The sequence below is a fragment of the Pseudomonas sediminis genome (assembly GCF_039555755.1).
GTDB classification, from domain to species: domain Bacteria; phylum Pseudomonadota; class Gammaproteobacteria; order Pseudomonadales; family Pseudomonadaceae; genus Aquipseudomonas; species Aquipseudomonas mendocina_D.
The window spans coordinates 3,355,125-3,379,417 of sequence record NZ_CP154631.1 but is presented as its reverse complement, the minus strand read 5'-3'; the positions used below and the strand labels follow the sequence as shown (position 1 = coordinate 3,379,417).

Annotated in this window: 19 protein-coding genes and 1 pseudogene; 10 read left to right on the top strand and 10 right to left on the bottom strand. The window is 61.6% G+C overall.

Annotated features, from left to right (window positions below):
- Nucleotides 1-43 precede the first annotated feature (43 nt).
- From AAEQ75_RS15850 to AAEQ75_RS15835, 4 genes and pseudogenes are all read left to right on the top strand, one after another.
- A complete protein-coding gene (locus tag AAEQ75_RS15850) occupies nucleotides 44-1,207 on the top strand; it encodes an EAL domain-containing protein (protein ID WP_343349676.1) in 1,164 nt (387 codons plus the stop codon).
- A 71-nt stretch (nucleotides 1,208-1,278) separates the two neighbouring features.
- On the top strand, nucleotides 1,279-2,610 hold the full coding sequence (locus AAEQ75_RS15845; protein ID WP_343349675.1) for a deoxyguanosinetriphosphate triphosphohydrolase: 1,332 nt from the start codon (nucleotides 1,279-1,281) through the stop codon (nucleotides 2,608-2,610).
- Between the two features lie 12 nt (nucleotides 2,611-2,622).
- Nucleotides 2,623-3,687 carry an FUSC family protein gene (locus AAEQ75_RS15840; RefSeq protein ID WP_343349674.1) on the top strand — a complete coding sequence of 355 codons (1,065 nt, stop codon included), beginning with the start codon at nucleotides 2,623-2,625 and terminating at the stop codon, nucleotides 3,685-3,687.
- A gap of 70 nt (nucleotides 3,688-3,757) precedes the next feature.
- Nucleotides 3,758-6,710: pseudogene (locus AAEQ75_RS15835) on the top strand (HD domain-containing phosphohydrolase).
- Between the two features lie 136 nt (nucleotides 6,711-6,846).
- Here the strand turns inward: AAEQ75_RS15835 and AAEQ75_RS15830 are convergent.
- Nucleotides 6,847-7,188, bottom strand: coding sequence for a YggL family protein (locus tag AAEQ75_RS15830; protein ID WP_045735171.1), 342 nt, complete (start codon nucleotides 7,186-7,188; stop codon nucleotides 6,847-6,849).
- 247 nt (nucleotides 7,189-7,435) lie between these two features.
- Between AAEQ75_RS15830 and dacB the strand changes: the two genes are divergently transcribed.
- On the top strand, nucleotides 7,436-8,872 hold the full coding sequence (dacB, locus tag AAEQ75_RS15825) for a D-alanyl-D-alanine carboxypeptidase/D-alanyl-D-alanine endopeptidase (protein WP_343349673.1): 1,437 nt from the start codon (nucleotides 7,436-7,438) through the stop codon (nucleotides 8,870-8,872).
- Between the two features lie 71 nt (nucleotides 8,873-8,943).
- On the opposite strand, the gene rlmKL is transcribed toward dacB, so the two are convergent.
- Nucleotides 8,944-11,124 carry a bifunctional 23S rRNA (guanine(2069)-N(7))-methyltransferase RlmK/23S rRNA (guanine(2445)-N(2))-methyltransferase RlmL gene (rlmKL, locus tag AAEQ75_RS15820; RefSeq protein ID WP_316915826.1) on the bottom strand — a complete coding sequence of 727 codons (2,181 nt, stop codon included), beginning with the start codon at nucleotides 11,122-11,124 and terminating at the stop codon, nucleotides 8,944-8,946.
- 416 nt (nucleotides 11,125-11,540) lie between these two features.
- On the opposite strand from rlmKL, the gene rmf reads away from it, so the two are divergent.
- A complete protein-coding gene (rmf, locus tag AAEQ75_RS15815) occupies nucleotides 11,541-11,756 on the top strand; it encodes a ribosome modulation factor (RefSeq protein WP_003244273.1) in 216 nt (71 codons plus the stop codon).
- A gap of 93 nt (nucleotides 11,757-11,849) precedes the next feature.
- Here the strand turns inward: rmf and AAEQ75_RS15810 are convergent, their stop codons facing one another.
- Both AAEQ75_RS15810 and AAEQ75_RS15805 read right to left on the bottom strand, forming a co-directional pair.
- On the bottom strand, nucleotides 11,850-12,872 hold the full coding sequence (locus AAEQ75_RS15810; RefSeq protein ID WP_143505274.1) for a quinone-dependent dihydroorotate dehydrogenase: 1,023 nt from the start codon (nucleotides 12,870-12,872) through the stop codon (nucleotides 11,850-11,852).
- A gap of 86 nt (nucleotides 12,873-12,958) precedes the next feature.
- On the bottom strand, nucleotides 12,959-13,180 hold the full coding sequence (locus AAEQ75_RS15805; RefSeq protein WP_125874293.1) for a DUF2835 domain-containing protein: 222 nt from the start codon (nucleotides 13,178-13,180) through the stop codon (nucleotides 12,959-12,961).
- Between the two features lie 144 nt (nucleotides 13,181-13,324).
- Between AAEQ75_RS15805 and AAEQ75_RS15800 the strand changes: the two genes are divergently transcribed.
- Nucleotides 13,325-14,206 carry a DUF6685 family protein gene (locus AAEQ75_RS15800; protein WP_343349670.1) on the top strand — a complete coding sequence of 294 codons (882 nt, stop codon included), beginning with the start codon at nucleotides 13,325-13,327 and terminating at the stop codon, nucleotides 14,204-14,206.
- A 13-nt stretch (nucleotides 14,207-14,219) separates the two neighbouring features.
- On the opposite strand, the gene recX is transcribed toward AAEQ75_RS15800, so the two are convergent.
- The 3 genes from recX to AAEQ75_RS15785 form a co-directional block, all read right to left on the bottom strand.
- Nucleotides 14,220-14,681 (bottom strand): recombination regulator RecX, encoded by a 462-nt coding sequence (gene recX, locus AAEQ75_RS15795; RefSeq protein ID WP_343349669.1) that lies wholly within the window; start codon nucleotides 14,679-14,681, stop codon nucleotides 14,220-14,222.
- An 11-nt stretch (nucleotides 14,682-14,692) separates the two neighbouring features.
- Nucleotides 14,693-15,736, bottom strand: coding sequence for a recombinase RecA (recA, locus tag AAEQ75_RS15790; RefSeq protein WP_106734992.1), 1,044 nt, complete (start codon nucleotides 15,734-15,736; stop codon nucleotides 14,693-14,695).
- An 87-nt stretch (nucleotides 15,737-15,823) separates the two neighbouring features.
- Entirely contained in the window at nucleotides 15,824-16,324 is a 501-nt protein-coding gene (locus tag AAEQ75_RS15785; protein ID WP_343349668.1) for a CinA family protein, read from the bottom strand.
- Nucleotides 16,325-16,434: 110 nt separating this feature from the next.
- Here AAEQ75_RS15785 and AAEQ75_RS15780 point away from each other — a divergent pair, with 110 nt between their 5' ends.
- The 3 genes from AAEQ75_RS15780 to fdxA all read left to right on the top strand — a co-directional run bounded on the left by AAEQ75_RS15780 (nucleotide 16,435) and on the right by fdxA (nucleotide 20,860).
- Nucleotides 16,435-17,739: a methyl-accepting chemotaxis protein gene (locus AAEQ75_RS15780; protein ID WP_343349667.1), complete on the top strand. Its 1,305-nt coding sequence runs from the start codon at nucleotides 16,435-16,437 to the stop codon at nucleotides 17,737-17,739.
- Between the two features lie 91 nt (nucleotides 17,740-17,830).
- Nucleotides 17,831-20,398 (top strand): DNA mismatch repair protein MutS, encoded by a 2,568-nt coding sequence (gene mutS / locus AAEQ75_RS15775; protein WP_343349666.1) that lies wholly within the window; start codon nucleotides 17,831-17,833, stop codon nucleotides 20,396-20,398.
- Nucleotides 20,399-20,536: 138 nt separating this feature from the next.
- Nucleotides 20,537-20,860 carry a ferredoxin FdxA gene (fdxA, locus tag AAEQ75_RS15770; RefSeq protein ID WP_017678218.1) on the top strand — a complete coding sequence of 108 codons (324 nt, stop codon included), beginning with the start codon at nucleotides 20,537-20,539 and terminating at the stop codon, nucleotides 20,858-20,860.
- A 436-nt stretch (nucleotides 20,861-21,296) separates the two neighbouring features.
- Here the strand turns inward: fdxA and rpoS are convergent, their stop codons facing one another.
- From rpoS to AAEQ75_RS15755, 3 genes are all read right to left on the bottom strand, one after another.
- Nucleotides 21,297-22,304: an RNA polymerase sigma factor RpoS gene (gene rpoS / locus AAEQ75_RS15765; protein ID WP_343349664.1), complete on the bottom strand. Its 1,008-nt coding sequence runs from the start codon at nucleotides 22,302-22,304 to the stop codon at nucleotides 21,297-21,299.
- Between the two features lie 101 nt (nucleotides 22,305-22,405).
- Nucleotides 22,406-23,284, bottom strand: a complete 879-nt coding sequence (locus AAEQ75_RS15760; protein WP_430523421.1) for a peptidoglycan DD-metalloendopeptidase family protein — start codon at nucleotides 23,282-23,284, stop codon at nucleotides 22,406-22,408.
- A 48-nt stretch (nucleotides 23,285-23,332) separates the two neighbouring features.
- Nucleotides 23,333-24,271, bottom strand: a complete 939-nt coding sequence (locus AAEQ75_RS15755) for a DUF368 domain-containing protein (protein ID WP_343349662.1) — start codon at nucleotides 24,269-24,271, stop codon at nucleotides 23,333-23,335.
- Nucleotides 24,272-24,293 lie beyond the last annotated feature (22 nt).

The window sequence follows — 24,293 nt, the reverse complement described above, 5'->3', positions numbered from 1 at the left end:
CGCCATCAGGCGGCTCAACCGCTCAGCGCTAAGGACAAACCAGGTGATCGACGGACTGCCTTTTGCCGTCTTCCAACCCTTTATCGACACCGCCACCGGTCGTATCGCCGGTGTCGAGGCGCTGGCTCGGCTGCGCGATGACAAAGGCCAGGCGCGCTCGGCCGGGCCGCTTTTCGCCGACCCGAAAACCCCACCCGCCGCCCTGCGCCGCCTTGACCGACAGGTCCGCGAAGATGCCCTGCAGCGCTTTCATCAAGCCCCGGCGGACTGGTTCCTGAGCCTGAATATTTCGCCACGCTGGATCAGCCGCTTGCGCCCGGCGCAACCTCTGCCCAGCTTGATCCAACTACAACGCAGCGGTATCGACCCGACGCGCATCGTTTTCGAGATCACCGAACTCGGTGGCGCCAGCCAACGCCTGCCTGACGTGGTGTCGCGCTACCGCGACGCCGGTGCACGCATCGCCATCGACGATTTCGGCGCTGGCTACTCACAGCTCGACCGCGTGCTGGCTTTGCAACCGGACATCCTCAAGCTAGATATGCGCCTCTTTCAGGAAGCCGCCCGTGGCGGCCCCAGCGGCGAAGTGGTCAAGGCGCTGGCACAAATGGCTGAAAAAACCGGCTGCTGGATCATCGCCGAAGGCGTGGAAACCGAAGCCGAGCTGAACTTCGCCCTGGAATGCGGCGCCCGCTATGTGCAGGGGTTCTTGTTCGCCAAGCCGGAAGAGGAGCTATTCGCCAGCGATGCCTTCGTCGGCCGCTTCGCGCGCCTGCGTGACAACTACGTGCAACAGAAACTCGCCGAGCGCGCACGCCTGGTCAACCTGCGCCAGCAACTGGCCGAGCTGATGTCCGAACTGAGGTTCTGGGCCGAAAGCGGTGCCCCGACAACGAGCCTGAAAGCACCGGACAACTATCCCTGGCTGTTGCGCATCTATCAGTGCGACCGCCACGGCACCCAGCTCACGCCAAACCTGGAATGGCGCCAAGGGGCTTGGCAGGCTGATGATCGTTACCTCGGCCACAACTGGTCTTGGCGCCCCTACTTCTATCAACTGCTGGCCGAAGGCTGGGAAGAACGGCGCCTGACGCTCTCCACCACCTACCGCGACGCCACCACCAACCAATACTGCCTGACCGCCGGCCAGTTCATCGATAACGGCCGTCGACTGCTGCTGGTGGATATCGACGCCGCCGGCCTGTAACCAACCGGGGTTGCAGCCGGCGGCATGAACACCCAAGCTAGGGGCCCGGATCAACCTGGCGAGGATAGGCCTTGGATTGGCACACCCTGCTCACCCGTGAACGTCTCGGTAAACCTGCGCCCAGCTCGGCAGAGCTAGGCCGCAGTCCCTTCCACAAGGATCATGACCGCATCATCTTCTCCGGCGCCTTTCGCCGCCTGGGACGCAAGACGCAGGTGCATCCGGTTTCGAGCAACGACCATATCCACACCCGCCTGACCCACTCGCTGGAAGTCAGCTGCGTCGGCCGCTCACTGGCCATGCGCGTCGGTGAGATGTTGCGTGACGACCTGCCCAACTGGTGCACACCGAGCGATCTGGGCATGGTCGTACAGTCCGCCTGCCTGGCCCACGATATCGGCAACCCACCGTTCGGCCACTCCGGCGAGGACGCCATTCGCCACTGGTTTCAGCAGGCCGCCGGGCGCGGTTGGCTGGACGCGATGAGCGATGCCGAACGCGGCGACTTTCTCAATTTCGAAGGCAACGCCCAGGGTTTTCGCGTGCTCACCCAACTGGAATACCACCAGTTCGATGGCGGCACACGGCTGACCTACGCCACCCTCGGCACCTACCTCAAATACCCCTGGACCGCTCGCCATGCCGACGCTCAGGGCTACAAGAAGCACAAATTCGGCTGCTACCAGAGCGAGCTGCCGTTGCTCGAACAGATCGCCGCCAAGCTCGAGCTGCCGCAACTGGAGGCGCAGCGCTGGGCACGCCACCCGCTGGTCTACCTGATGGAGGCCGCGGACGACATCTGCTACGGCCTGATCGACCTGGAAGACGGCGTGGAGATGGAACTGCTCGACTACACCGAAGTGGAGGCATTGCTGCTCGACCTGGTGGGCGATGATCTGCCGGAAACCTATCGCCAGCTCGGCCCCAAGGACTCACGCCGACGCAAGCTGGCGATCCTGCGCGGCAAGGCCATCGAACACCTGACCAACGCCGCGGCCGGCGCCTTCGTCGAGCAACAGCACGCCCTGCTGGGTGGTGGCCTGCAGGGCGATCTGGTCGAACACATGCACGGCGCGGCTAAGCACTGCGTGCAGAGCGCGAAATCCCTGGCGCGCGAGAAGATCTTCCACGACAAGCGCAAGACGCTGCATGAAATCGGCGCCTACACCACGCTGGAAATCCTCCTCAACGCCTTCTGCGGTGCAGCACTGGAGCTGCACAGTGGGCGTGCGCTCTCGTTCAAGCACCGGCGCATCCTCGACCTGCTCAGCTACTACGCGCCTGAACCCGGCTGGTCGCTGTATCGCTCGTTCATGCGGGTGATCGATTTCATCGCCGGCATGACGGACAGCTACGCTACGGAAATGGCGAGGGAGATGACCGGCCGTTCGAGCCCGATCTGACGAAAACAGCTCATGAAGAACCTGATTCGCAACAGTTTCACCTGGCATGCCGGCCCGCCGGCCTGGGGCCCTGCCGTGGTCGCGGTGCTGGGCTGCGCCCTGCCGCTGGTGCTCGGCCTGTTCACTGCTCACAGTGGTTTTCTCTGGGCCTCGGCAGGCGCTTTTCAGGCCGCCCAGGCCAACCCGCTGCACCGCTTCGGCATGCTGCGCATGCTGCTGCTCACTGGCCTCGGTGCCTGCAGCGCCGGCCTGGGTTTCTGGGCCGCCAGCCACCCGCTGATCAGCCTGGGCATTTTCGCTGCTTTCGGCCTGCTGCTGGCCTGGCTGCAACGCTTCGGCAGCGAAGCCGGCAAGCTGGGTATCGGTCTGTGCATCTGCCTGTGCCTCGGCCAGGGACAATTCGGCATCGGCAATCTGCACAACCCCTACGCAGTGGCCACGCTGTTCATCCTCGGCGGGCTCTGGGTCATGCTGCTGGCCTTCGGCCTGCGCGGCCTGCATGGTCTGCGCATGTGGCCGTACATGCCGCGCTTTCTCGCCATTCTCAAAGTACTCAAGCGCCACGCGCAGCGCCTACCGCGCCAACAGTGGCGCCTGCACGCCCTGGCCTGCATGCTGGCTTTCGCCGCCTCGGGGCTGATCGTCAACCTGGCCGGTCTGTCGCGCGGCTATTGGTTGACCCTGACCGTCATCAGCACGCTGCAACTGGAATTCCAGGGCAGCCTGGTGCGCGCCCTGCAGGCCAGCCTGGCCAGCCTCGCCGCCGCCGGCCTACTGATCATCTTCGGCCACAGCCTGCAGAGCCCACCGATGATGGTGATGACCCTGCTGGCGCTGGTGTTTCTCAGCCGTGCACTGCAGGCCAATCACTACGGCCTGTTCGTGCTGCAGACCAGCCTCTGCTTCGTGCTCCTGGCCGAGAGCCTGTCGCATGACTGGCACCTTGCCGAGGTTCGCCTGCTCAACGCACTGATCGGCGTCGCCCTGACCCTGACCATCGCCTTGCTGGTGCATGGCCTGCGCCTGCAACTGAACAAACCGGGCAAGCCCGAAGAGAGTTCGCAACAGCCTTTATAACGATTAGGCAGATTCGCCCACACTTCACTATGCTGTTGGAGCCTGCAGCGCCAGCAAGGAGTGAAGTGTGATGGCCAATACAGCGGTTGCGCGCGAACGCCGTTTTCCCCTGCATGTTCACATCAGCGTCCTGGTCACCTTGCTGCTGCTGTTCACCGGCGTGGTACTGGGGCTATTCAACTATCAGCAGACCAGCCAACTGATCTTCTCCAGCAGCTCGACCCTGTTCGAGCGCATCCAGCACGACGTGCAGAAGGATCTGGATAGCACCTACCGACCGATACGCCATCTGCTCAGCCTGCTGGCGCTGCACCCTGCCACTCAGGCCGATACGCTGGACGAACGCCTGGAAATGCTGCCGCTGTTCGTCCAGGCCCTGCGCGACAACCCCAAGCTGGCCTCGATCTACCTGGGTTATGAAGATGGTGATTTCTTCATGGTCAGACCGCTGCGCAGCGAGATGCTCAAGCAACGCTTCGACGTGCCGGACAAAGCCGCCTACCAGGTCTGGGCCATCGACCGCAGCAGCGTCGGTACCGAGAGCGACTACCTGTTCTATGACGGCTCGTTGAACCCGCTCAGCCGCCGGCAGAACCTCAGCGAACCCTATGATCCGAGGCAACGCGAGTGGTTCAAGCGCGCCCGTGGCGACGGTGGGCAGATCACCACCCCCCCCCTACCTGTTCTTCTCCACCCAGGAAATCGGCACTACCCTGGCCAGGCGCAGCGGCCTGACCACGGTGATCGGCGCGGATCTGACCCTGGATGATCTATCCGCTACCCTGGCCAGCCACCGTGTCACCCCCAACACCCAGGTGGTGCTTGCTGACAGCGATGGCAACGCCGTGGCCTACCCCGAGAGCAGCCGTCTGCTCAAGGAGGTCGACGGCAAGGTATCGCTGGTCAAGGTCAGCGAGCTCAACCCTGCCCTGGGTGAACTGCTGGCGGGTCAGTTGAACGAACAGGACGAAGGCGTCATCGAGCTGGCCAAGCAACGCTGGGCCATGGCCCATCGGCACATCCAGGAAGGCGGCCCGCAAGGTTTGCATCTGGCGCTGCTGGTCCCCGAGCGGGAACTGCTGGCCGAGGCCTACCGCATCCGCTGGCAGGGTGCCCTGATCACCCTCACCACCTTGTTGCTGTGCCTGCCCCTGGGCTGGCTGACCTCGCGCCTGGTGGTCAAACCGCTGCGTAGCCTGGTGCAGGAGGCGCAGGCCATCCGCCGCTTCGACTTCGCCTACCCGGCCAGCGGGCGCTCGCCGATTCTCGAAGTCGACCAGTTGGCAGTGTCCATGAGCAGCATGAAGGACACTCTGTCGAGCTTCCTCGACATCGCCGCCAGCCTGTCTGCGGAAACCCAGTTCGAAGCACTGATCAAACGCGTGATGGACGCTACCGTCTCCATCAGCGAGGCCCAGGGCGGCCTGCTCTACCTGCTGGACAACCACAGCGGACGCCTGGAGCCCCATGGACTGATCCTCGACGGTCAGAGCCGCAATCTCGCCGACCTCGGCATCCACGGCCTGGCCCATGACGACCCAACCCTGCCCACCTGGTTACAACGCCCGGCCAGCGGTGGTAACAGCATCGCCACCTCCATCGGCTTCGATCAGGCGGGGAAATTCCAGGGGCTGCTGTCGGCCATGGACAGCCCGCGCCTGCACCTGATCGCGGCCGGCCTGCACAACCGTCAGGGCGACACCGTCGGCGTGCTGGTGCTGCTGCAACGTGACACCGGCGAGAACAGCGATAGCATGCTCAGCCCCGACCGTGTCGCCTTCGTAGATGCCGTCTCAGGCAGTGCCGCGCTGTGCATCGAGAGCCAGCGTCTGCTGGCCAGGCAGAAGCAGTTGCTCGATGCCTTCATCCAGCTGATCGCCGGCGCTATCGACGCCAAGAGTCCCTATACCGGCGGCCACTGTCAGCGCGTACCGGAAATCACCCTGATGCTGGCGCGCGCCGCTGCCGAGAGCGACGCCCCCGAGTTTCGTGATTACAACCCAAGCGACGAAGAATGGGAGGCGCTGCATATCGCCGCCTGGCTGCATGACTGTGGCAAGGTCACCACGCCGGAATACGTGGTCGACAAGGCGACCAAACTGGAAACCCTGTACGACCGCATTCACGAAGTGCGCATGCGTTTCGAGGTGCTCAAGCGCGATGCCTGGATCGCCTATTGGCGTGCCCGCACCGAAGGTGGCGAGGAGGCGGAGCTGGCCAGGCTACGCGACCAGTTGCTGAGCGATCTGGACGACGAGTTCGCCTTCATCGCCCGCATCAACCTGGGCGGCGAGGCCATGGCCGATGCCGACCAGGCGCGCCTGCAGCAGATCGCCGAACGCCGCTGGCTACGCACCCTGGACAATCGCCTGGGCGTGTCCTGGGAGGAAGCCAAGCGCCTGAAACGCTCGACACCTGCAAGCCTGCCGGTGGATGAACCGCTGCTCGCCGACCGCCCCGAGCACCTGATCGAGCGAGTGGGCCAGGAGGTGATCGCACCGGACAATCCCTGGGGCTTCAAGCTGGAAGTGCCGCCGCACAAGTTCAACCGCGGCGAGTTGCACAACCTGAGCATCGCCCGCGGCACGTTGACGGCCGAGGAGCGCTACATCATCAATCATCACATCGTGCAGACCATCCTGATGCTCGACCGCCTGCCCTTCCCCAAGCATCTGCAGAACGTCACCGAGATCGCCGGCGGGCACCACGAGAAGATGGACGGCAGCGGCTATCCCAAACGTCTGACGCGGGAACAGATGAGCCTGCCGGCACGCATGATGGCAATCGCCGATATCTTCGAAGCACTGACGGCGGTGGATCGCCCCTACAAGAAAGGCAAGACGCTGTCGGAGGCGCTGAACATCATGGTCGGCATGTGCAAGGGCGCGCACATCGACCCGCAGCTGTTCGCGCTGTTCATTCGCGCTGGCATCTATCGGCGCTACGCCGAACGTTTCATGCAGCCCGACCAGATCGATCAGGTGGACGAACAGATGGTCTTGGAAAAGGCAGGAGTGCTGTAGGAGCGAGCTCTGCTCGCGAAACGTTGGTCAACGCTTCGACTCGAGAGCAGAGCCGCTCCTGCAGTCAGGTATCAGGCCGTGGCCTGGATCAGCCAAAAGCTGAGGCGGCGCCTGGGAACCCGGCGCCGAGTAGCGATCAAGCCTGGTTGATCGGGTTTTCCGGGTACCAGACGTCTTGCAGCGGGCTGAGCTCGAACTTCTCCAGTTCGTCACGGCCTTTCAGCCAGGCTTCGACGGCAGCGCGCTGCTCTTCATTGACCGAGCCACGCTTGGCCAGGCAGACCAGGCCGAAGTCTTCGCCACCGACGTAATCCAGACCATTGCCTGCGATGGCCTGATCGAGGAACTGATCGACGAAATCGTCGAGGGTCTGATCGCTCAGGTCAGCCTTGAAGTTCAGGGTCAGCTCGAAGCCCAGCTCCTGGAATTCATCGACACAGAGCTTCTTGCGCAGACGGCGGGAACGGTTGGTCGCCATGAAACAATCCTCAAAGGTAATAACGCGCAGCACTCTAGCAGTTTCGCAGGCAGAGCGCCCGCTTTGTGTCGCCCAGCAGCCCCTCGAACATATTGAACGCCAGCTGTTTGCAGTGACTGTTTTTAAATAGACGAGGCCGACTGCAAGCCGGTTCTTGCTGCATAATGCCGGCAACTTTTCCCCGAGTCGGACTGTCGTTTGTCTGGCTCCCTCGTTACTCCCGCCTGACTGCGGAAGGTTCTTGTCGATGATCCAGCGGTTTCGCCAACTGGCGCTGAGCGCCCTGCTTCTCCCCCTCGCCTTGTCCTGCCACGCTGCCAGCGCCGCACTCCCCGCCAAGGTCGAGCAGGCCCTGAAGGCCAACAAGATTTCCAACAACTCGCTGTCGGTGATGACCGTGCCTCTGGGCGGCCAGGCTGGCGGCCTGCAGTTCAATGCCGATGTTTCGGTCAACCCGGCCTCGACCATGAAGCTGGTGACCACTTACGCAGCATTGGAATTGCTGGGCCCCAACCATCAGTGGAAGACCGAGTTCTATGCCGACGGCCCGCTGAAGGATGGCGTGCTGCATGGCAACCTCTACCTCAAGGGTGGCGGTGACCCGAAACTGAACATGGAGAAGCTCTGGCTGTTGCTGCGCGACCTGCGCATCAATGGCGTGCGCCAGGTTCAAGGGGACCTGGTGCTCGATCGCAGCTTTTTCGTCGCTCCGCAATTGCCGGCGTTCAACGACGATGGCGGCGACGCCAACAAGCCGTTCCTGGTAAAACCCGACTCACTGCTGGTCAACCTCAAGGCGCAACGTTTCATCACCCGCGCCGAAGACGGCAAGGTGAGCATCGCCGTGGACCCGCCCATCGCCTCGATCCGTATCGATAACCAGGTCCGTCTGCTCAAGGCCGCAAAGTGCCCATCCTGGCCCGACATTCGCTATAACGCAGTGGATCAGTTCGACGGCACCACACTGATCGTCAGTGGCCAACTGGCCGAAGGCTGCAGCGCGCAGACCTACCTGTCGTTGCTCGACCACCCCAGCTACGCAGCTGGCGCGGTACGCGGCATCTGGCAGGAACTGGGCGGCAAGATCCTCGGCAAGGACCGCCAGGGCCCCGTCCCGGAAGACGCCCGCATGCTGGTACGCGCCTTCTCGCCCGATGTGGTGGAGATCGTCCGCGACATCAACAAGTACAGCAACAACACCATGGCACGGCAGTTGTTCCTCAGCATCGGCGCACAGTTCCGTACCGAAGCCGACAAGGACGACTCCATGGCCGCGCAACGAGTGATCCGCAGTTGGCTGGCACGCAAGGGCATCACCGCGCCGCATCTGGTGATGGAGAATGGCTCCGGCCTGTCGCGCGCCGAGCGCATCAGCGCACGGGAAATGGCGCTGATACTCCAGGCGGCCTGGCGCAGCCCTTACGCTGCCGAGTTCCGCAGCTCGATGCCGCTGGTGGCAATGGACGGCACCATGCGTCGACGCCTGCAGCGCACGCCGCTAGTAGGTGAGGCGCACATCAAGACCGGCACCCTGAATAACGTGCGCGCCATCGCCGGCTTCAGCCGCGACAGCAACGGCCAGGACTGGGCCGTGGTCGCCATCCTCAACGACCCGAAACCCTGGGGCGCCACCTCGATTCTCGATCAGGTACTGCTCGACACCTACAGCCAACCCAAGCGCTGACGATCACGTCGCCCGGATGCAATCCGGGGGTTTTCATGAACCAGGCCCCGGATTGTGTCCTAGCGATGTAATCAGCGGGCGGTGAAACGCCAGGCGCGGTGGATCTTCGGGTTGCGGGCGAAGTCCGGGTCCAGCGTCTGCGCGCTGATTTCTTCGACCTGATAGCGCGCCACCAGGCTCTCATCCAGCTGGAACTTGCGGAAGTTGTTGGAGAAGTACAGAACGCCGCCACGGGCCAGACGCGCCATGGCCAGGTCGAGCAGCTCGACGTGGTCACGCTGAACATCGAATACACCTTCCATGCGCTTGGAGTTGGAGAAGGTCGGCGGGTCGATGAAGATCAACTCGTACTCACCGCGGTCCTCTCCCAGCCAGGCCATCACGTCACCCTGCTCCAGACGGTGCTTGTCGGAAAAACCGTTGAGCGCGAGATTACGCCGCGCCCAGTCCAGATAGGTTTTTGACAGATCGACGCTGGTGGTGCTGCGCGCACCGCCCTTGGCCGCGTGCACGGTGGCCGTCGCGGTGTAACAGAACAGGTTGAGGAACCGCTTGCCGGCCGCCTCACGCTGCAGACGTAGGCGCAACGGGCGGTGATCGAGAAACAGCCCGGTATCCAGATAGTCGGTGAGGTTGACCAGCAGCTTGACCCCGCCTTCGTTCACTTCCATGAACTCGCCCTGCGCCGCCTGACGCTGATACTGCTTGGTACCTGTCTGGCGTTCACGACGCTTGATGACCACACGACTCTGCGCCACGCCCAGCGCCTGCGGGATTGCCGCCAGGGCATCGAGCAGGCGTGCCTGCGCCTTGTCCGGGTCGATCGAACGGGGCGCGGCATATTCCTGAACATGTACATAGTCGCGGTACAGATCGACTGCCACGGCATACTCGGGCATGTCGGCATCGTACAGCCGATAGCACTCGACACCTTCGCGGCGCGCCCACTTACCCAGTTGTTTGAGATTCTTCTGCAGACGATTGGCGAACATCTGCCCGCCTTCGGACAGACGCGCCTGTTGCGGCGCATCCTGCGCTGGCTCTTGATCGTCTTCGCGCGCACGCCGCTCACCGGTAACGAACTGCTCGGTCTGCACCTTGATCAACAACAGTTTGCAGGGCAGTGCGCCGTTCCAGAACGCGTACTGCTTATGGCTGCGCAGGCCCATGCGTTTGCCCAGTTCGGGCGCGCCGGTAAAAACCGCCGCTTCCCACCCCAGGCAGGCCTGGCGCAGGCGCTCACCGAGGTTCTGATAGAGATACAACAGGCTGGCTTCGTCGCCCAGGCGCTCGCCATAAGGCGGGTTGCTGATTACCAGGCCCTTCTGATTCTGGTCCGGGCGCGGCTCGAAACTGCCCAGCTCGCCCTGATAGATTTTCACCCAGTCGGACAGACCGGCGCGCTCGACGTTGTTGCGCCCAGGCTGGATCAGCCGCGGATCGGCTTCGTAACCACGAATCCACAACGGCGGCTTGGCCAGACCCGCTGCCGCGCGCTGCTCGGCTTCGGCGTGCAGCTTCTTCCAGATTGCCGGCACGTGGCCGAGCCAGTTGGAGAAGCCCCAGCGCTCACGTTTGAGGTTAGGGGCGATATCGGCTGCCATCAACGCCGCCTCCACCAGGAAGGTGCCCACACCGCACATCGGGTCAGCCAGGGCGCCACCCTCAGCAGCAATGCGCGGCCAACCGGCACGGATCAACACCGCCGCAGCCAGGTTCTCCTTCAACGGTGCAGCGCCTTGCTGCAGGCGATAACCGCGCTGATGCAGGCTATGACCGGAAAGGTCCAGAGAAAGCACCGCCTCACCGCGGTCCAGGCGCAGATGCACGCGCAGGTCCGGGTTGAGCTTGTCGATGCTGGGCCGCTCGCCGCCCGCGGTACGCAACCGGTCGACAATCGCGTCCTTGACCTTGAGTGCACCGAAGTGGGTGTTATCGATACCTGAACCGTTGCCACTGAACTCCACTGCCAGGCTGCCGGACGGCTCAAGATGGTCTCGCCAGTCGATCGCCTGCACGCCATCATAAAGCTCGTCGGCGTTGTTCATGGCAAAACGCGACAGCACCAACAGCACGCGGTTGGCCAGGCGCGACCACAGGCACAGCCGATAGGCCACTTCGATTTCAGCGTGGCCGCGGATCGCGGCCGTTTGCTCGCGCGCTTCTTCCAGCCCCAGCGCCTTGGCCTCTTCCAGCAACAGCCCTTCGAGCCCCTTGGGGCAGGTCAGCACGATTTCGTAACGATCAGACATGGATGTTCCACTGCCTATGGCAATCAGAGAGGTGCGGCGGCGCACCTCGACTCAAAATAAGTGACAAAAGGTCACAGCGCGACCCTTCGTCGGAATAAGCAAGCACTCTCATTTGCACTGGCAAAATGACGGTATCGGCTCGCATAGCCAGATACGACGGCGTCTGGCTGTAAGGTGCTGGACGTATCTCCAGCGTCCTTATGGCCTCACCTGCATTTAGGTTACGCCCTTATGACAAATCGATCATTCACAGGCCTCGGTGCATTCGTTAGAACACTACCTAGGGCTTTCGCTGCAACGGCGAAGGCACAGAGAGTTCGCCACGCCGGCAGCGGACTTTCGCAGGCAGAAGATTTCTGCCCGGCCTTGCCACAAGGCCAACGGGACATAACAGTCAACAGTGAGGGCAACACCCTATGAGAAGACTTAAGCGTGATCCGTTAGAAAGAGCTTTTTTGCGCGGCTATCAGTACGGCATCAATGGTAAATCCCGCGAACTTTGCCCCTTCACCCTACCTTCGGTTCGTCAGGCCTGGCTCAATGGCTGGCGTGAGGGCCGTGGTGACAACTGGGATGGGCTGACCGGCACGGCCGGTATTCATCGACTCAACGAACTTCACGCTGTCGGCTGATCAGGAACACACCCGACTTCACCATGCCGACCCCCTCCGGGCGGCGGGCGCAAGCCCAGGGGCTCCTTCGGGAGCCCTATTTATTTACGCAGCTTATTTACGCAGCGCGGCAATCGCATCAACCGCCTCGCGAATCAGCGCCGGTCCTTTGTAGATGAACCCCGAATAGATCTGGACCAGACTCGCACCCGCAGCGATCTTCTCCGCCGCATGCTTGCCTTCGGTAATACCGCCAACCGCGATGATCGGCAGACGCCCCGACAATTCACCGGCCAGCACCTTGACGATATGCGTGCTCTTGTCACGTACGGGGGCACCCGACAGACCACCTGCCTCATCCCCGTGGGCCAGCCCTTCGACACCCTCACGACTGAGCGTGGTGTTGGTGGCGATCACCGCATCCATATCGGCACCCAGCAACGCAGATGCCACCAACGCGGTCTCTTCATCGCTCATGTCCGGGGCAATCTTGATCGCCAGAGGCACGCGCTTGCCGTGCTCCTGAGCCAGATCTTCCTGACGACGACGCAGCGCCTCGAGCAACTCCTTCAACGAATCACCGAACTGCAGACTGCGTAGCCCCGGCGTATTGGGTGAGCTCACGTTGACCGTGACGTAACTGGCGTGGGCATAGACCTTGTCCAGACAAGCCAGGTAATCATCCACTGCCCGCTCGACCGGCGTATCGAAGTTCTTGCCGATATTGATACCCAGCACACCTTTGAACTTCGCTGCCTTGACCCGCTCGAGCAAATGATCGACGCCACGGTTGTTGAAGCCCATGCGATTGATCACCGCCTCGGCTTCCGGCAAACGAAACAGGCGTGGCTTGGGGTTACCCGGCTGCGGACGTGGGGTCACGGTGCCGATCTCGACGAAACCGAAGCCCAACTGGGCGAAACCATCGATGGCATCGCCATTCTTGTCCAACCCCGCCGCCAGACCGACCGGATTGGCGAACTGCAAACCCATCACGTTTACCGGCAGGCTGGCCGGCGCCTTGGTCAGCAGGCCGTTGAGCCCCAGCCGACCACCAGCACCGATCAGATCGATGGACAGCTCATGGGAAGTTTCCGGGGACAGTTTGAACAGCAGCTCGCGGGCCAGGGAGTACATGATCAGGCTCAGCTCGACAGGTAGAGGGTTGGCAGCCGGCGATTATAGCCGCGCAGGCGGCTTCGGCGCGAGGCAAGTGCGCCAGATCACTCCAAAGGGCGTAAGCTCAGTAACTCGCCGGAGCTATTGAATTCCAGCACGAAGGAACCAAAGATGCCGGCGTGGGTCAAATACGGCCGCAAATGATGGGCCGGCAAACTGACGCGACGCCCATCCCGGCTTTGCGCCATAATCCGGTTGGCCTGGCCACGATAGATGGCCTGCAATCGTTCGGCCGATAACGCAATATCCAGCACCAAGCTGGGCATGGAGGAACCCTCGCAAATGAATGCGGCTATTTTGCCACAGACCTGTAACGCGACAGGCACTCACGCGCCGCGCTACGCTATATGGGCAATAGCCATCCGCGTCTGCCACACTGCAGCAGACGCTTCAGGAACGATCTGCCGGCCATGAGCCTGTCCGAATCCTCAACTCTCAGCAGCCGCCTGGCTGCACTGGCTCAGCGCATGGGCCTGCTCGGCCGCAGCTCACGGCAGATATTCGCCAGAGCCAGCGCCTTGCGCCTGCCATTCAAACCCTTGCCTGCAGCGGTCGAAAGCATTGGCTGGCATGACGGCCCGCAACTGCAGCTTCTGCTCAACCTGCCTCGCGGCGCACTTTCCGGCCCGGTGCAGGAAGACAAAGCACAGGCCCACTCCGCACTGACTCAAGTAGTGGAAGCACAAACGCAGCAACTGCAATCGTTCGATCTGCGCCTGATCGATGGCTTCGCCTGTCCTTGTCCGGTACCAGGCTACGTGAACTTCGAAGACTACGCGGCAAGCGAACACTGCAAGCAGGTGCGCATCATCAGCTACAAGGATTTCGTCAAGACCGTCAGCCAGGCGTTGCCGCGATTTCTCGCCGGCGAGCCGATAGAGCTGCGTCAAGCCAACTGGCGCGGCTCACGCACCTTCTGGTCAGGGGAGATGCACGGCGAAGCCTTCACCGGAGCAATCGCCTATGCGCGCAGACGCGAACTGGAAGTGCTGCTGCCAGCCAATCTGGTTCGCTATCGCTTGAATGAAGCGGGCCTGGACAACCTGCAAAATCGCTATCACGTACTTGCCATGCCAGAGGCGGCGTGGAGTGACCCCAGCTTCATGGGGCTGCTTCTGGACAACGGCATCCCTTATGCACGCCTGTCGCTACTGAAGAAAGCCGGCACCCCGGAGTTCCTCCTCCTGCCCAAAGAGCATCAGGAAGCCACTGCACTTGGCGAAGGGTTGCGCCTGGCCGGCGCACCAGACGTGCCGAGCCATCTACGCCAGTTGGCCATCCAGCCAGCCTGAGCAGACTGGCGCGCTATTCATCGCAACCGCGCAACAGACGCCCGATCATATCCAGCGAATAACCACGATAGGCCAGAAACCGGCCTTGCTGAGCACGCTCTCGAGCATCCTCAGGAAGCCGACTGGCAAACTTGCGCTGCCAGGTTTCACGCAACTGCTCGAACCAGTCGATACCACTTTCACGCAGAGCCTGATCGACATCGCTACGCGCAAGCCCACGCTGGCCGAGCTCCTCGCGAATACGCAACGGCCCGTAGCCAGCGCGCGCACGATAAGCGACGAAACTTTCCAGATAGCGGGCCTCGGATAACAAGCCCTCCTCCGATAGCCGCTGCAAAGCCGCGTCGATCATGTCCTCGGAGGCGCCACGCTTGCGCAACTTACGCGCAAGCTCGACACGTCCATGTTCACGCCGCGCCAGTAGATCCATGGCCGCCCGCCTGACGGCGAGCGGGTTATCCAGTACGACGGTCATGCTCTGACGGCTTAGAAGTCGACTTCAGCATCAGCCAGATCGGCAGCCGGAGCCTTGGCTGGAGTGCTGCTGACCAGCAGCTTCTCGCGAATGAGACCTTCGATCTCGCGCGCCACTTCCTGATTGTCTTCCAGGTACTTGGCCGCATTGGCCTTGCCCTGACCGATCTTGTTGCCCTTGTAGCTGTACCAGGCACCCGACTTCTCGACCAGGCCCTGTTGCACGCCGAGATCGATGATCTCGCCATTACGGTAGATGCCTTTGCCGTAAAGGATCTGGAACTCAGCCTGGCGGAAAGGAGGTGCGACCTTGTTCTTGACGATCTTCACGCGGGTTTCGCTGCCCACGACCTCTTCGCCTTCCTTCACCGCACCAGTACGGCGGATATCCAGACGAACCGAGGAGTAGAACTTCAGGGCGTTACCACCAGTGGTGGTTTCCGGGCTACCGAACATCACGCCGATCTTCATACGAATCTGGTTGATGAAGATCACCAGGCAGTTGGCGTTCTTGATGTTACCGGTGATCTTGCGCAGCGCCTGGCTCATCAGACGCGCCTGCAGACCTACGTGCATGTCACCCATCTCGCCTTCGATTTCCGCCTTGGGCACCAGAGCTGCCACGGAGTCGACGATGATCACGTCGATGGCGTTGGAGCGCACCAGCATGTCGGTGATTTCCAGCGCCTGCTCACCGGTGTCCGGCTGCGATACCAGCAGATCATCGACGTTGACGCCGAGCTTGCCGGCATAATCCGGGTCGAGCGCATGCTCGGCATCGACGAAGGCACAGGTGGCGCCAAGCTTCTGCGCTTCGGCGATCACCGACAGGGTCAGCGTGGTCTTACCAGAGGATTCCGGGCCGTAGATCTCGACAATACGTCCCTTCGGCAGGCCGCCGATACCCAGAGCGATATCCAGCCCCAGCGAGCCGGTGGAGATAGCCGGAATGGCCTGACGCTCATGGTCGCCCATGCGCATGACCGCGCCCTTGCCGAACTGTTTCTCGATCTGACCCAGGGCAGCCGCCAAAGCGCGCTTCTTGTTCTCGTCCATTACCATCCTCACGTATTAACAAGGGCCCCTAGGGCCGCCAACAACTGTATAAGTAGCCAGTATTATTCCACAGGGCAAGTCGCCCGCCTACCCCATAAGCGGATTTTCCTCTGCCAACAGGCGCAGAAGCCCCGCCAGAGCGGCCTCGACCGTTTGTCGGCGCACCTCATCGCGGTTACCCGCGAATTGCTTGCGCACACTGAAAAGACGCTCGCCGTCGCCCCAGGCCAACCAGACCGTACCGACTGGTTTGTCAACGGAACCACCGCCCGGCCCCGCCACACCACTGACAGCCACGGCATAGCGCGCCCCGCTGTTGGCCTGAGCGCCACGCACCATCGCTTCGACCACCTCACGGCTAACGGCGCCCACACTGGCGAAAAAGTCAGCACACACAGCTAACTGTTTGGTTTTCTGGGCGTTGGAGTACGTCACATAGCCGGCCTCGAACCAGACCGAACTGCCAGGGATGCGAGTGATTGCCTCGGCAATACCGCCGCCTGTACAGGACTCTGCAGTGGTGACCTGAGCAGCTTGCGCCTGCAGTGCTGCACCCAGTTGTTCGGCCAGTTGGCTAATTCTGTCCATATCCACTCCTCGCTCATCGAACGGCAAACCCTACACAGCTTGCACCGCCAGTGGAAACGGCAAATTTCGTCTACTGTTATCACGGCCAGGGTGCGACAGGAGGCACTGCAATGTGGCTGTCACGGAACAAGGAACACAAGGACGCGCAGGATCTGGGAGCGGCGGAGCTACAGGCCATTCGCCAATCGATGGCGATGATCGAGTTCACCCCGGACGGCATCATTCTCGACGCCAACCCAGCCTTTCTCGACGTGGTGAATTATCGCCTGGAGGACATTGTCGGCAAACACCACCGCATGTTTTGCCCCCGAAGCCTGAGCGAGAGCCTCGCTTATCAGCAGTTCTGGCAGCGCCTACGCCAGGGTGAGCACTTCAGCGATCGCTTTCCAAGACTGACGCGAGACGGCAAGGAGGTCTGGCTGGAAGCGACCTACATGCCAATCCGTGACGCCCAGGGCTCGGTGACCAAGGTCATGAAGATTGCCACCGACATCACCCGCCAGGTAGCGGCCGAACATATGCACGAGAGCTATATCAAAGCCATCGACCGCTCCATGGCGGTGATCGAGTTCAACCTCGAGGGGCAAGTTGTCAGTGCCAACCAGAACTTCCTTGACCTGATGGGCTATCGCCGAGAAGAGGTGGTTGGCCAACATCACCGGCTCTTCTGCCTGAACGAGGACAGCCACAGCGAGGACTACCATCAGTTCTGGGCTCGCCTGAACAAAGGCGAGTTCATGTCCGATCGCTTTCGTCGAGTGACCAAACAAGGCCGCCAGGTCTGGCTGCGCGCCACCTACAACCCCCTTTACGACGGTAACGGCCGCGTCTATGGCGTCGTGAAATTCGCCAGCGACATCACCGCTCAGGTCGAACGCCGCGACTCGGAGGCTGCCGCAGCCCAGCTGGCTCATGACATCGCCAAGGAAACCGACGTTTCCGCCGATCACGGCAAGCGCACGGTAGCCCAGACTGTCGAGGTAGTTGCCGACATTGCCAGCGAACTGGCTCATGTGGCCGAACAGATAGAAGGCCTTAACAAACAATCCGAGCAGATCACCAGCATCGTTCAGGTGATCCGCAGTATCGCCGACCAGACCAACCTGCTGGCACTCAACGCGGCCATCGAAGCAGCACGCGCCGGTGAACAGGGCCGCGGCTTCGCCGTAGTGGCCGATGAAGTGCGCCAACTGGCCTCGCGAACCAGCCAGGCCACCCAGGAGATCAACGGCGTCGTTCAACAGAACCAGAGCCTTACGCGCAACGCAGTGGCCAGCATGGCAACCACGCGAGAGCGTGCACGCACCGGCGTAGACCTGGCCAACCAGGCCGGCGAAGTGATCCGCGAGATACGCAGCGAATCGCAGCGCGTGGTTGAGGCTGTGGCCCAGTTCTCGGTGACCTTCACCGACTGACAGGTAATCGCGTCAGATTCGCAGCCCACGTGAGTGACGAAGTATGGGAAAATTCCCGGCTTCGTCACACCCACCGCACGTAAGGCCCGGCATGACCGATCTCTCCGCACACACCCCGATGATGCAGCAGTACTGGAAGCTGAAGAACCAGCACCCGGATCAGTTGATGTTCTATCGCATGGGTGACTTCTACGAGATTTTCTACGAAGACGCGAAGAAGGCAGCCAAGCTGCTCGACATCACCCTGACCGCACGCGGCCAGTCGGCCGGCCAATCGATCCCCATGTGCGGTATTCCTTTTCATTCGCTCGAAGGCTACCTGGCCAAGCTGGTGAAGCTAGGCGAGTCGGTGGTGATCTGCGAGCAAATCGGCGACCCAGCCACCAGCAAGGGCCCGGTGGAGCGTCAGGTGGTGCGCATCATCACCCCCGGCACCATCAGCGACGAAGCCCTGCTCGATGAGCACCGTGACAACCTGCTGGCCGCGGTACTAGGCGACGAACGTCTGTTCGGCCTGGCCGTGCTGGATATCACCAGCGGCCGCTTCAGCGTGCAGGAGATCAAAGGCTGGGAAAACCTGCTGGCCGAACTGGAACGCCTGAGCCCCGCCGAGCTGCTGATCCCGGATGACTGGCCGCAAGGTCTGCCCGCCGAGAAGCGCAAAGGATCGCGCCGCCGCGCGCCATGGGATTTCGACCGCGACAGCGCCTTCAAGAGCCTGTGCCAGCAGTTCAGCACTCAGGACCTGAAAGGCTTCGGCTGCGAGAACCTGACCCTGGCCATCGGCGCCGCCGGCTGCCTGCTTGGCTATGCCAAAGAAACCCAGCGCACCGCCCTGCCCCACCTGCGCAGCCTGCGTCACGAGCGTCTGGACGACACGGTGATTCTCGACAGTGCCAGCCGCCGCAACCTGGAGCTGGACATCAACCTCGCCGGCGGCCGCGACAACACTCTGCAGTCGGTGATGGATCGTTGCCAGACCGCCATGGCCAGCCGCCTGCTAGGCCGTTGGCTGAACCGCCCGCTGCGTGATCGCGCGGTGCTGGAGGCGCGCCAGAACGCCATCGCCCGCCTCCTCGACGGTTATCGCTTCGAAACGCTGCAGCCGCAGCTCAAGGAAATTGGCGATCTGGAACGCATCCTTGCCCGCATCGGCCTGCGCAACGCCCGCCCACGCGACCTCGCCCGCCTGCGCGACGCTCTGGCGGCACTGCCCGAGCTGCAGGTGGCGATGACCACGCTGGACACCCCGCACCTGCAACAGCTGGCCAGCAGCATCTCCACCTACCCGGAACTGGCCGACCTGCTGGCCCGCGCCATCATCGACAACCCGCCGGCGGTGATTCGTGACGGTGGCGTGCTGAAGACCGGCTACGACGCCGAGCTGGACGAGCTGCAGGCGATGAGCGAGAACGCCGGCCAGTTCCTCATGGATCTGGAAGCTCGGGAGAAGGAGCGCACCGGCCTGGCCAACCTCAAGGTCGGCTACAACCGCGTGCACGGCTATTTCATCGAACTGCCGACCAAGCAGGCCGAGTCGGCGCCAGCTGACTATATCCGCCGGCAGACGCTCAAAGGCGCCGAGCGCTTCATCACCCCGGAGCTGAAGGAATTCGAAGACAAGGCCTTGTCGGCCAAGAGCCGCGCCCTGGCACGGGAAAAGATGCTCTACGACGAGTTGCTCGAACGCCTGATCGGCCATCTGGCGCCGCTGCAGGATAGTGCCGCAGCCCTCGCCGAACTGGACGTACTGAGCAACCTGGCCGAGCGCTCGCTGAACCTTGACCTGAACCGCCCGCGCTTCGTCGACGAACCATGCATGCGTATCGAACAGGGCCGCCACCCGGTGGTCGAGCAGGTGCTGACCACGCCCTTCGTGGCCAACGATCTGGATCTGGACGACAGCCGCCGCATGCTGGTCATCACCGGGCCGAACATGGGCGGTAAATCGACTTACATGCGCCAGACTGCGCTGATCGTGCTGCTGGCCCATATCGGCAGCTTCGTGCCGGCGGCGGCCTGCGAGCTATCGCTGGTCGACCGTATCTTCACCCGTATCGGCTCGAGCGATGACCTGGCTGGCGGCCGTTCCACCTTCATGGTGGAGATGAGCGAAACTGCCAACATCCTGCACAACGCCAGTGAACGCAGCCTGGTGTTGATGGACGAGGTCGGCCGAGGCACCAGTACCTTCGACGGCCTGTCGCTGGCCTGGTCAGCCGCCGAGCACCTGGCGCGCCTGCGCGCCTTCACCCTGTTCGCCACACACTATTTCGAGCTGACCGTGTTGCCGGAAAGCGAGCCGGTGGTGGCCAACGTGCACCTCTCGGCCACCGAGCACAACGAGCGCATCGTCTTCCTCCACCACGTTCAGCCAGGCCCTGCGAGCCAGAGTTACGGCCTGGCTGTAGCGCAACTGGCTGGTGTACCCGGCACGGTAATCAGCCGCGCACGCGAGCACCTGGCGCGCCTGGAAGCCACCAGCCTGCCGCATGATCTGCCGCGTCAGGAAGCCGGCCAGCCGCAGGCGCCGATGCAAAGCGATCTGTTCGCCAGCGTGCCGCATCCGCTGCTGGAGCAATTGCACAAGATCAATCCGGATGATCTGACTCCGCGCAAGGCGCTGGAGCTGTTATATACATGGAAGACGCAGATCTAACGCTCAATACAACAAACTGCTAGAATCGCGCGCAATTTTACGACCGCCCGGTTTACAGCCTGAGCCGCGGCCACAGACAGAGCGCCTGACAGCCCTTCACAGAAATGGCTCAGGCCGCCGCCCGAGGAGAGAATCAGAATGACCTTCGTCGTCACCGACAACTGCATCAAGTGCAAATACACCGACTGTGTGGAAGTCTGCCCGGTGGACTGCTTCTACGAAGGCCCGAACTTCCTGGTCATTCACCCGGATGAATGCATCGATTGCGCCCTGTGCGAGCCGGAGTGCCCAGCGCAGGCGATCTTCTCGGAAGATGAAGTGCCCGAAGATCAGCAGGAGTTCATCGAACTGAACGCCGACCTGGCTGAGGTGTGGCCGAACATCACCGAGAAGAAAGAAGCACTGCCGGACGCCGAAGAGTGGGATGGCGTGAAGGACAAGCTGCAACATCTGGAGCGCTGAGTTCGCCCAGAAACACAAAGACCCGCCAAGTGCGGGTCTTTTACTTTCAACGGAGCGTCAGGCTGGCCCTACGAATAACGCGCAAAAAAAGGGGCGGCTTGCGCCGCCCACTTTTATTCCCTAGTCCCTTTGTTTCCCAACTCATCGTCCTGATGAATCGCGTCTTGCGATGTTCCTGACCCTCATCCTGATGGCCTGTGCTTGTCCCTGAGCACGGGTGTGATATTAGCCGCCTCAGGCAACCGCACAACCCGACTCAGATTGACCCAGTCTATTCGTGATTTTTTTAAAATCTTTAAAAAACAAACAGTTAAGTAAAATATCAGTAAAAACCATGGGCTTTCAGAACATATACTGACAACACCTGTAAGCGATGGCTTACATAAGCGCGCATAAAAAACCCGGCCGGAGCCGGGTTCGTGATCGAGGCGAAACCTCACTGAAACAAGGCCTCGCTGGACAAGCCGTTCTTCTCGAGAATCTCCCGCAGGCGCTTGAGCGCCTCGACCTGAATCTGCCGCACTCGCTCGCGGGTCAGGCCGATCTCCTGCCCTACCTCTTCAAGGGTACAGCTTTCATGGCCGCGCAGACCGAAGCGGCGCACAACGACTTCCCGTTGTTTGTCGGTCAGGTCGGAAAGCCACTGATCGATGCTCTGCGACAGATCATCGTCCTGCAACAGCTCACAGGGATCGGTCGGGCGATCATCGGTCAGGGTGTCGAGCAGTGTCTTGTCCGAGTCCGGACCGAGCGAAACGTCCACCGAGGATACGCGTTCGTTGAGGCCGAGCATGCGCTTGACCTCGCCCACCGGTTTTTCCAGCAGGTTGGCAATTTCTTCCGCAGAAGGCTCATGGTCAAGCTTCTGGGTCAGTTCACGAGCTGCACGCAGATAGACGTTGAGCTCCTTGACCACATGAATCGGCAAACGGATGGTTCGCGTCTGGTTCATGATGGCGCGTTCGATGGTCTGGCGGATCCACCAGGTTGCATAGGTCGAGAAACGGAACCCCCGCTCCGGATCGAATTTTTCCACGGCACGAATCAAGCCGAGATTACCCTCCTCGATCAGATCAAGTAGGGAAAGACCGCGATTGACGTAACGCCGAGCGATCTTCACGACCAGCCGCAGGTTGCTCTCGATCATGCGTTTGCGCCCAGCAGGATCGCCCTTCTGCGCCAGACGCGCGAAGTGCACTTCCTCTTCGGGAGTGAGCAAGGGAGAGAAACCGATTTCGTTGAGGTAAAGCTGAGTGGCGTCTAGCGCTCGGGTGTAGTCGATGTATTTGTGCTGCTTGGAGGGGGTGGCGTTCTTCGCCTTGGTACGTGCGACCGGTGCTTCCACCTCATCGCCCTGAACCTCGCCGAAAACGATGCCTGGCTCCATGAGGAGCAGTTCATCGTCGACGTCAAACTCCGGCGCTTCTTTTTTGATGAGAGCCATTGTTGTTGTCCCTAGCTGAGTTCGACAACAGACTCTGGCGGAACCGTCCTGGCCACACCTGAGCCCGTCCCTCCTACGTGATGGAACGGGTCAGCGACGGATCAACGACGTGGCAGATATTGCAGCGGATCGACAGGTTTACCTTGGCGGCGAATCTCGAAGTGCAGCTTCACCCGGTCGGCCCCTGTGGACCCCATTTCGGCAATACTTTGCCCGGCTTTGACCTGCTGCCCCTCCCGTACCAACAACCTGCGGTTATGACCGTAAGCACTTACGTAGGTATCGCTGTGCTTGATGATGATCAACTCGCCGTAGCCCCGCAAACCACTCCCGGCGTACACCACTGATCCATCAGACGCAGCTAAAACAGGCTGGCCTAATTGCCCTGCGATATCAATGCCTTTATTCAAACTACCGTTTGAGGAAAAACGGCTGATTACCGTGCCGTCGGTTGGCCACGACCAACCGCTGGCAGAACGACTCACTGGAGTGACTGGCGTCGTCGCTGGTGTATTGGCTACCGGCGGGCGAGCGGGCTGAGTTGCAGGCGGCGCAGTAACGGCAACCGGTGGACGACTGGGCACTGGTTGGGTGATAACGGTCGAAGTGGTTGGAGGCGGTGCCGAAGCGACCGGCTGACTGTTACCTACGGGGCGGTTGTCGAAACGGATCGCCTGGCCAACGCGGATCACGTAAGGATCACGCAGGCCGTTATGGGCAGCCAGCGCTTTCCAGTCCCAGCCGAAACGAAAGGCAATGGAGTAGAGCGTGTCGCCACGCTGCACCACATAGTGGCCGCTGCGCACGGGCTGACGCTGTACTACTGGAGCACGCCCCTGGTTCTGTCCACGGTCGACTACTTGCACACCACCTGGGGGCGAGCTGGCACAGCCGACCAACGCGGAGGCAGCAAGCATGGCCAGAGGCAGGCGAATGGCTGCTACTGCGCGGACTAGCACGTGAAGGACGGTCCAACTCACCCAACAGCTCCCTGAATGATTCCGAGTACGACGCCTATTGTGCCGTATTTATTCAGCGCGACCAGTATCGACTGGCCGACGACTCGCCAGCCACTCCAAACCGAGCACCAGAACGATGCCGCCGATTGCCAGTGCAACGGCAAACAGCAACTGCGGATCCTGACCACTGATTTCGGCAAATTTCCCTGGCAGCAGATTGCTCTCCAGTAACGGCACCTGCTCGCCCTTGCTGTCGATACGCCAGCTCAGGGTCTCCTTCCAGGGCCAGACCTTGTTCAGCGAACCCAGCATCAGGCCAGCGAGAAACGCCAGACTGAGGTCACGCCAACGTGAAAGCAGCCAACTTAGCAGGCGAGCGAAACTGAGAATGCCAACCAGACAACCGCTGGCAAACACCGCCAAGACCATAAGATCGAGCTCTTTCACCGCCCCCAATACCACCGAGTAAAGGCCCAGCAGGAGCAGGATGAAACTGCCCGAGATACCCGGCAGGATCATTGCGCAGATAGCAATGGCACCAGCCAGAAACAGAGTCGGCAGGTCACTGCCCCACTGCATGGGCGCCGCGACGGTGATCCAGTAGGCGAAAGCCAGACCGAGCACAAAACTCACCACCCTGCTCCAGTTCCACCGCTCGATCTCGCGCCCCACCAAATAGGTGGACACCAGAATCAATCCGAAGAAAAACGACCACACCGGAATCGGATGATGGTGCAGCAAATAGGTGATCAAGCGAGCGAGCGTCAGGACACTGGTGAGGATGCCGCACAGCAGCACCAGCAGAAAGGTCGCGTTGGCCATCTGCCAGGCGTCCTTGATGCGACCACGCAGCAAAAGCAGGAGCGCTTCGGGGATGCTGGCGATGGAGCGCAGCAGCTCGTCATAAATGCCACTGATGAAAGCGATGGTGCCGCCGGAAACGCCGGGCACGACATCTGCAGCGCCCATGGCCAAGCCCTTGGCATAGAGCAGAAAATGTTTCTTCATGGATCCTTCCGGAGCGAAAAAG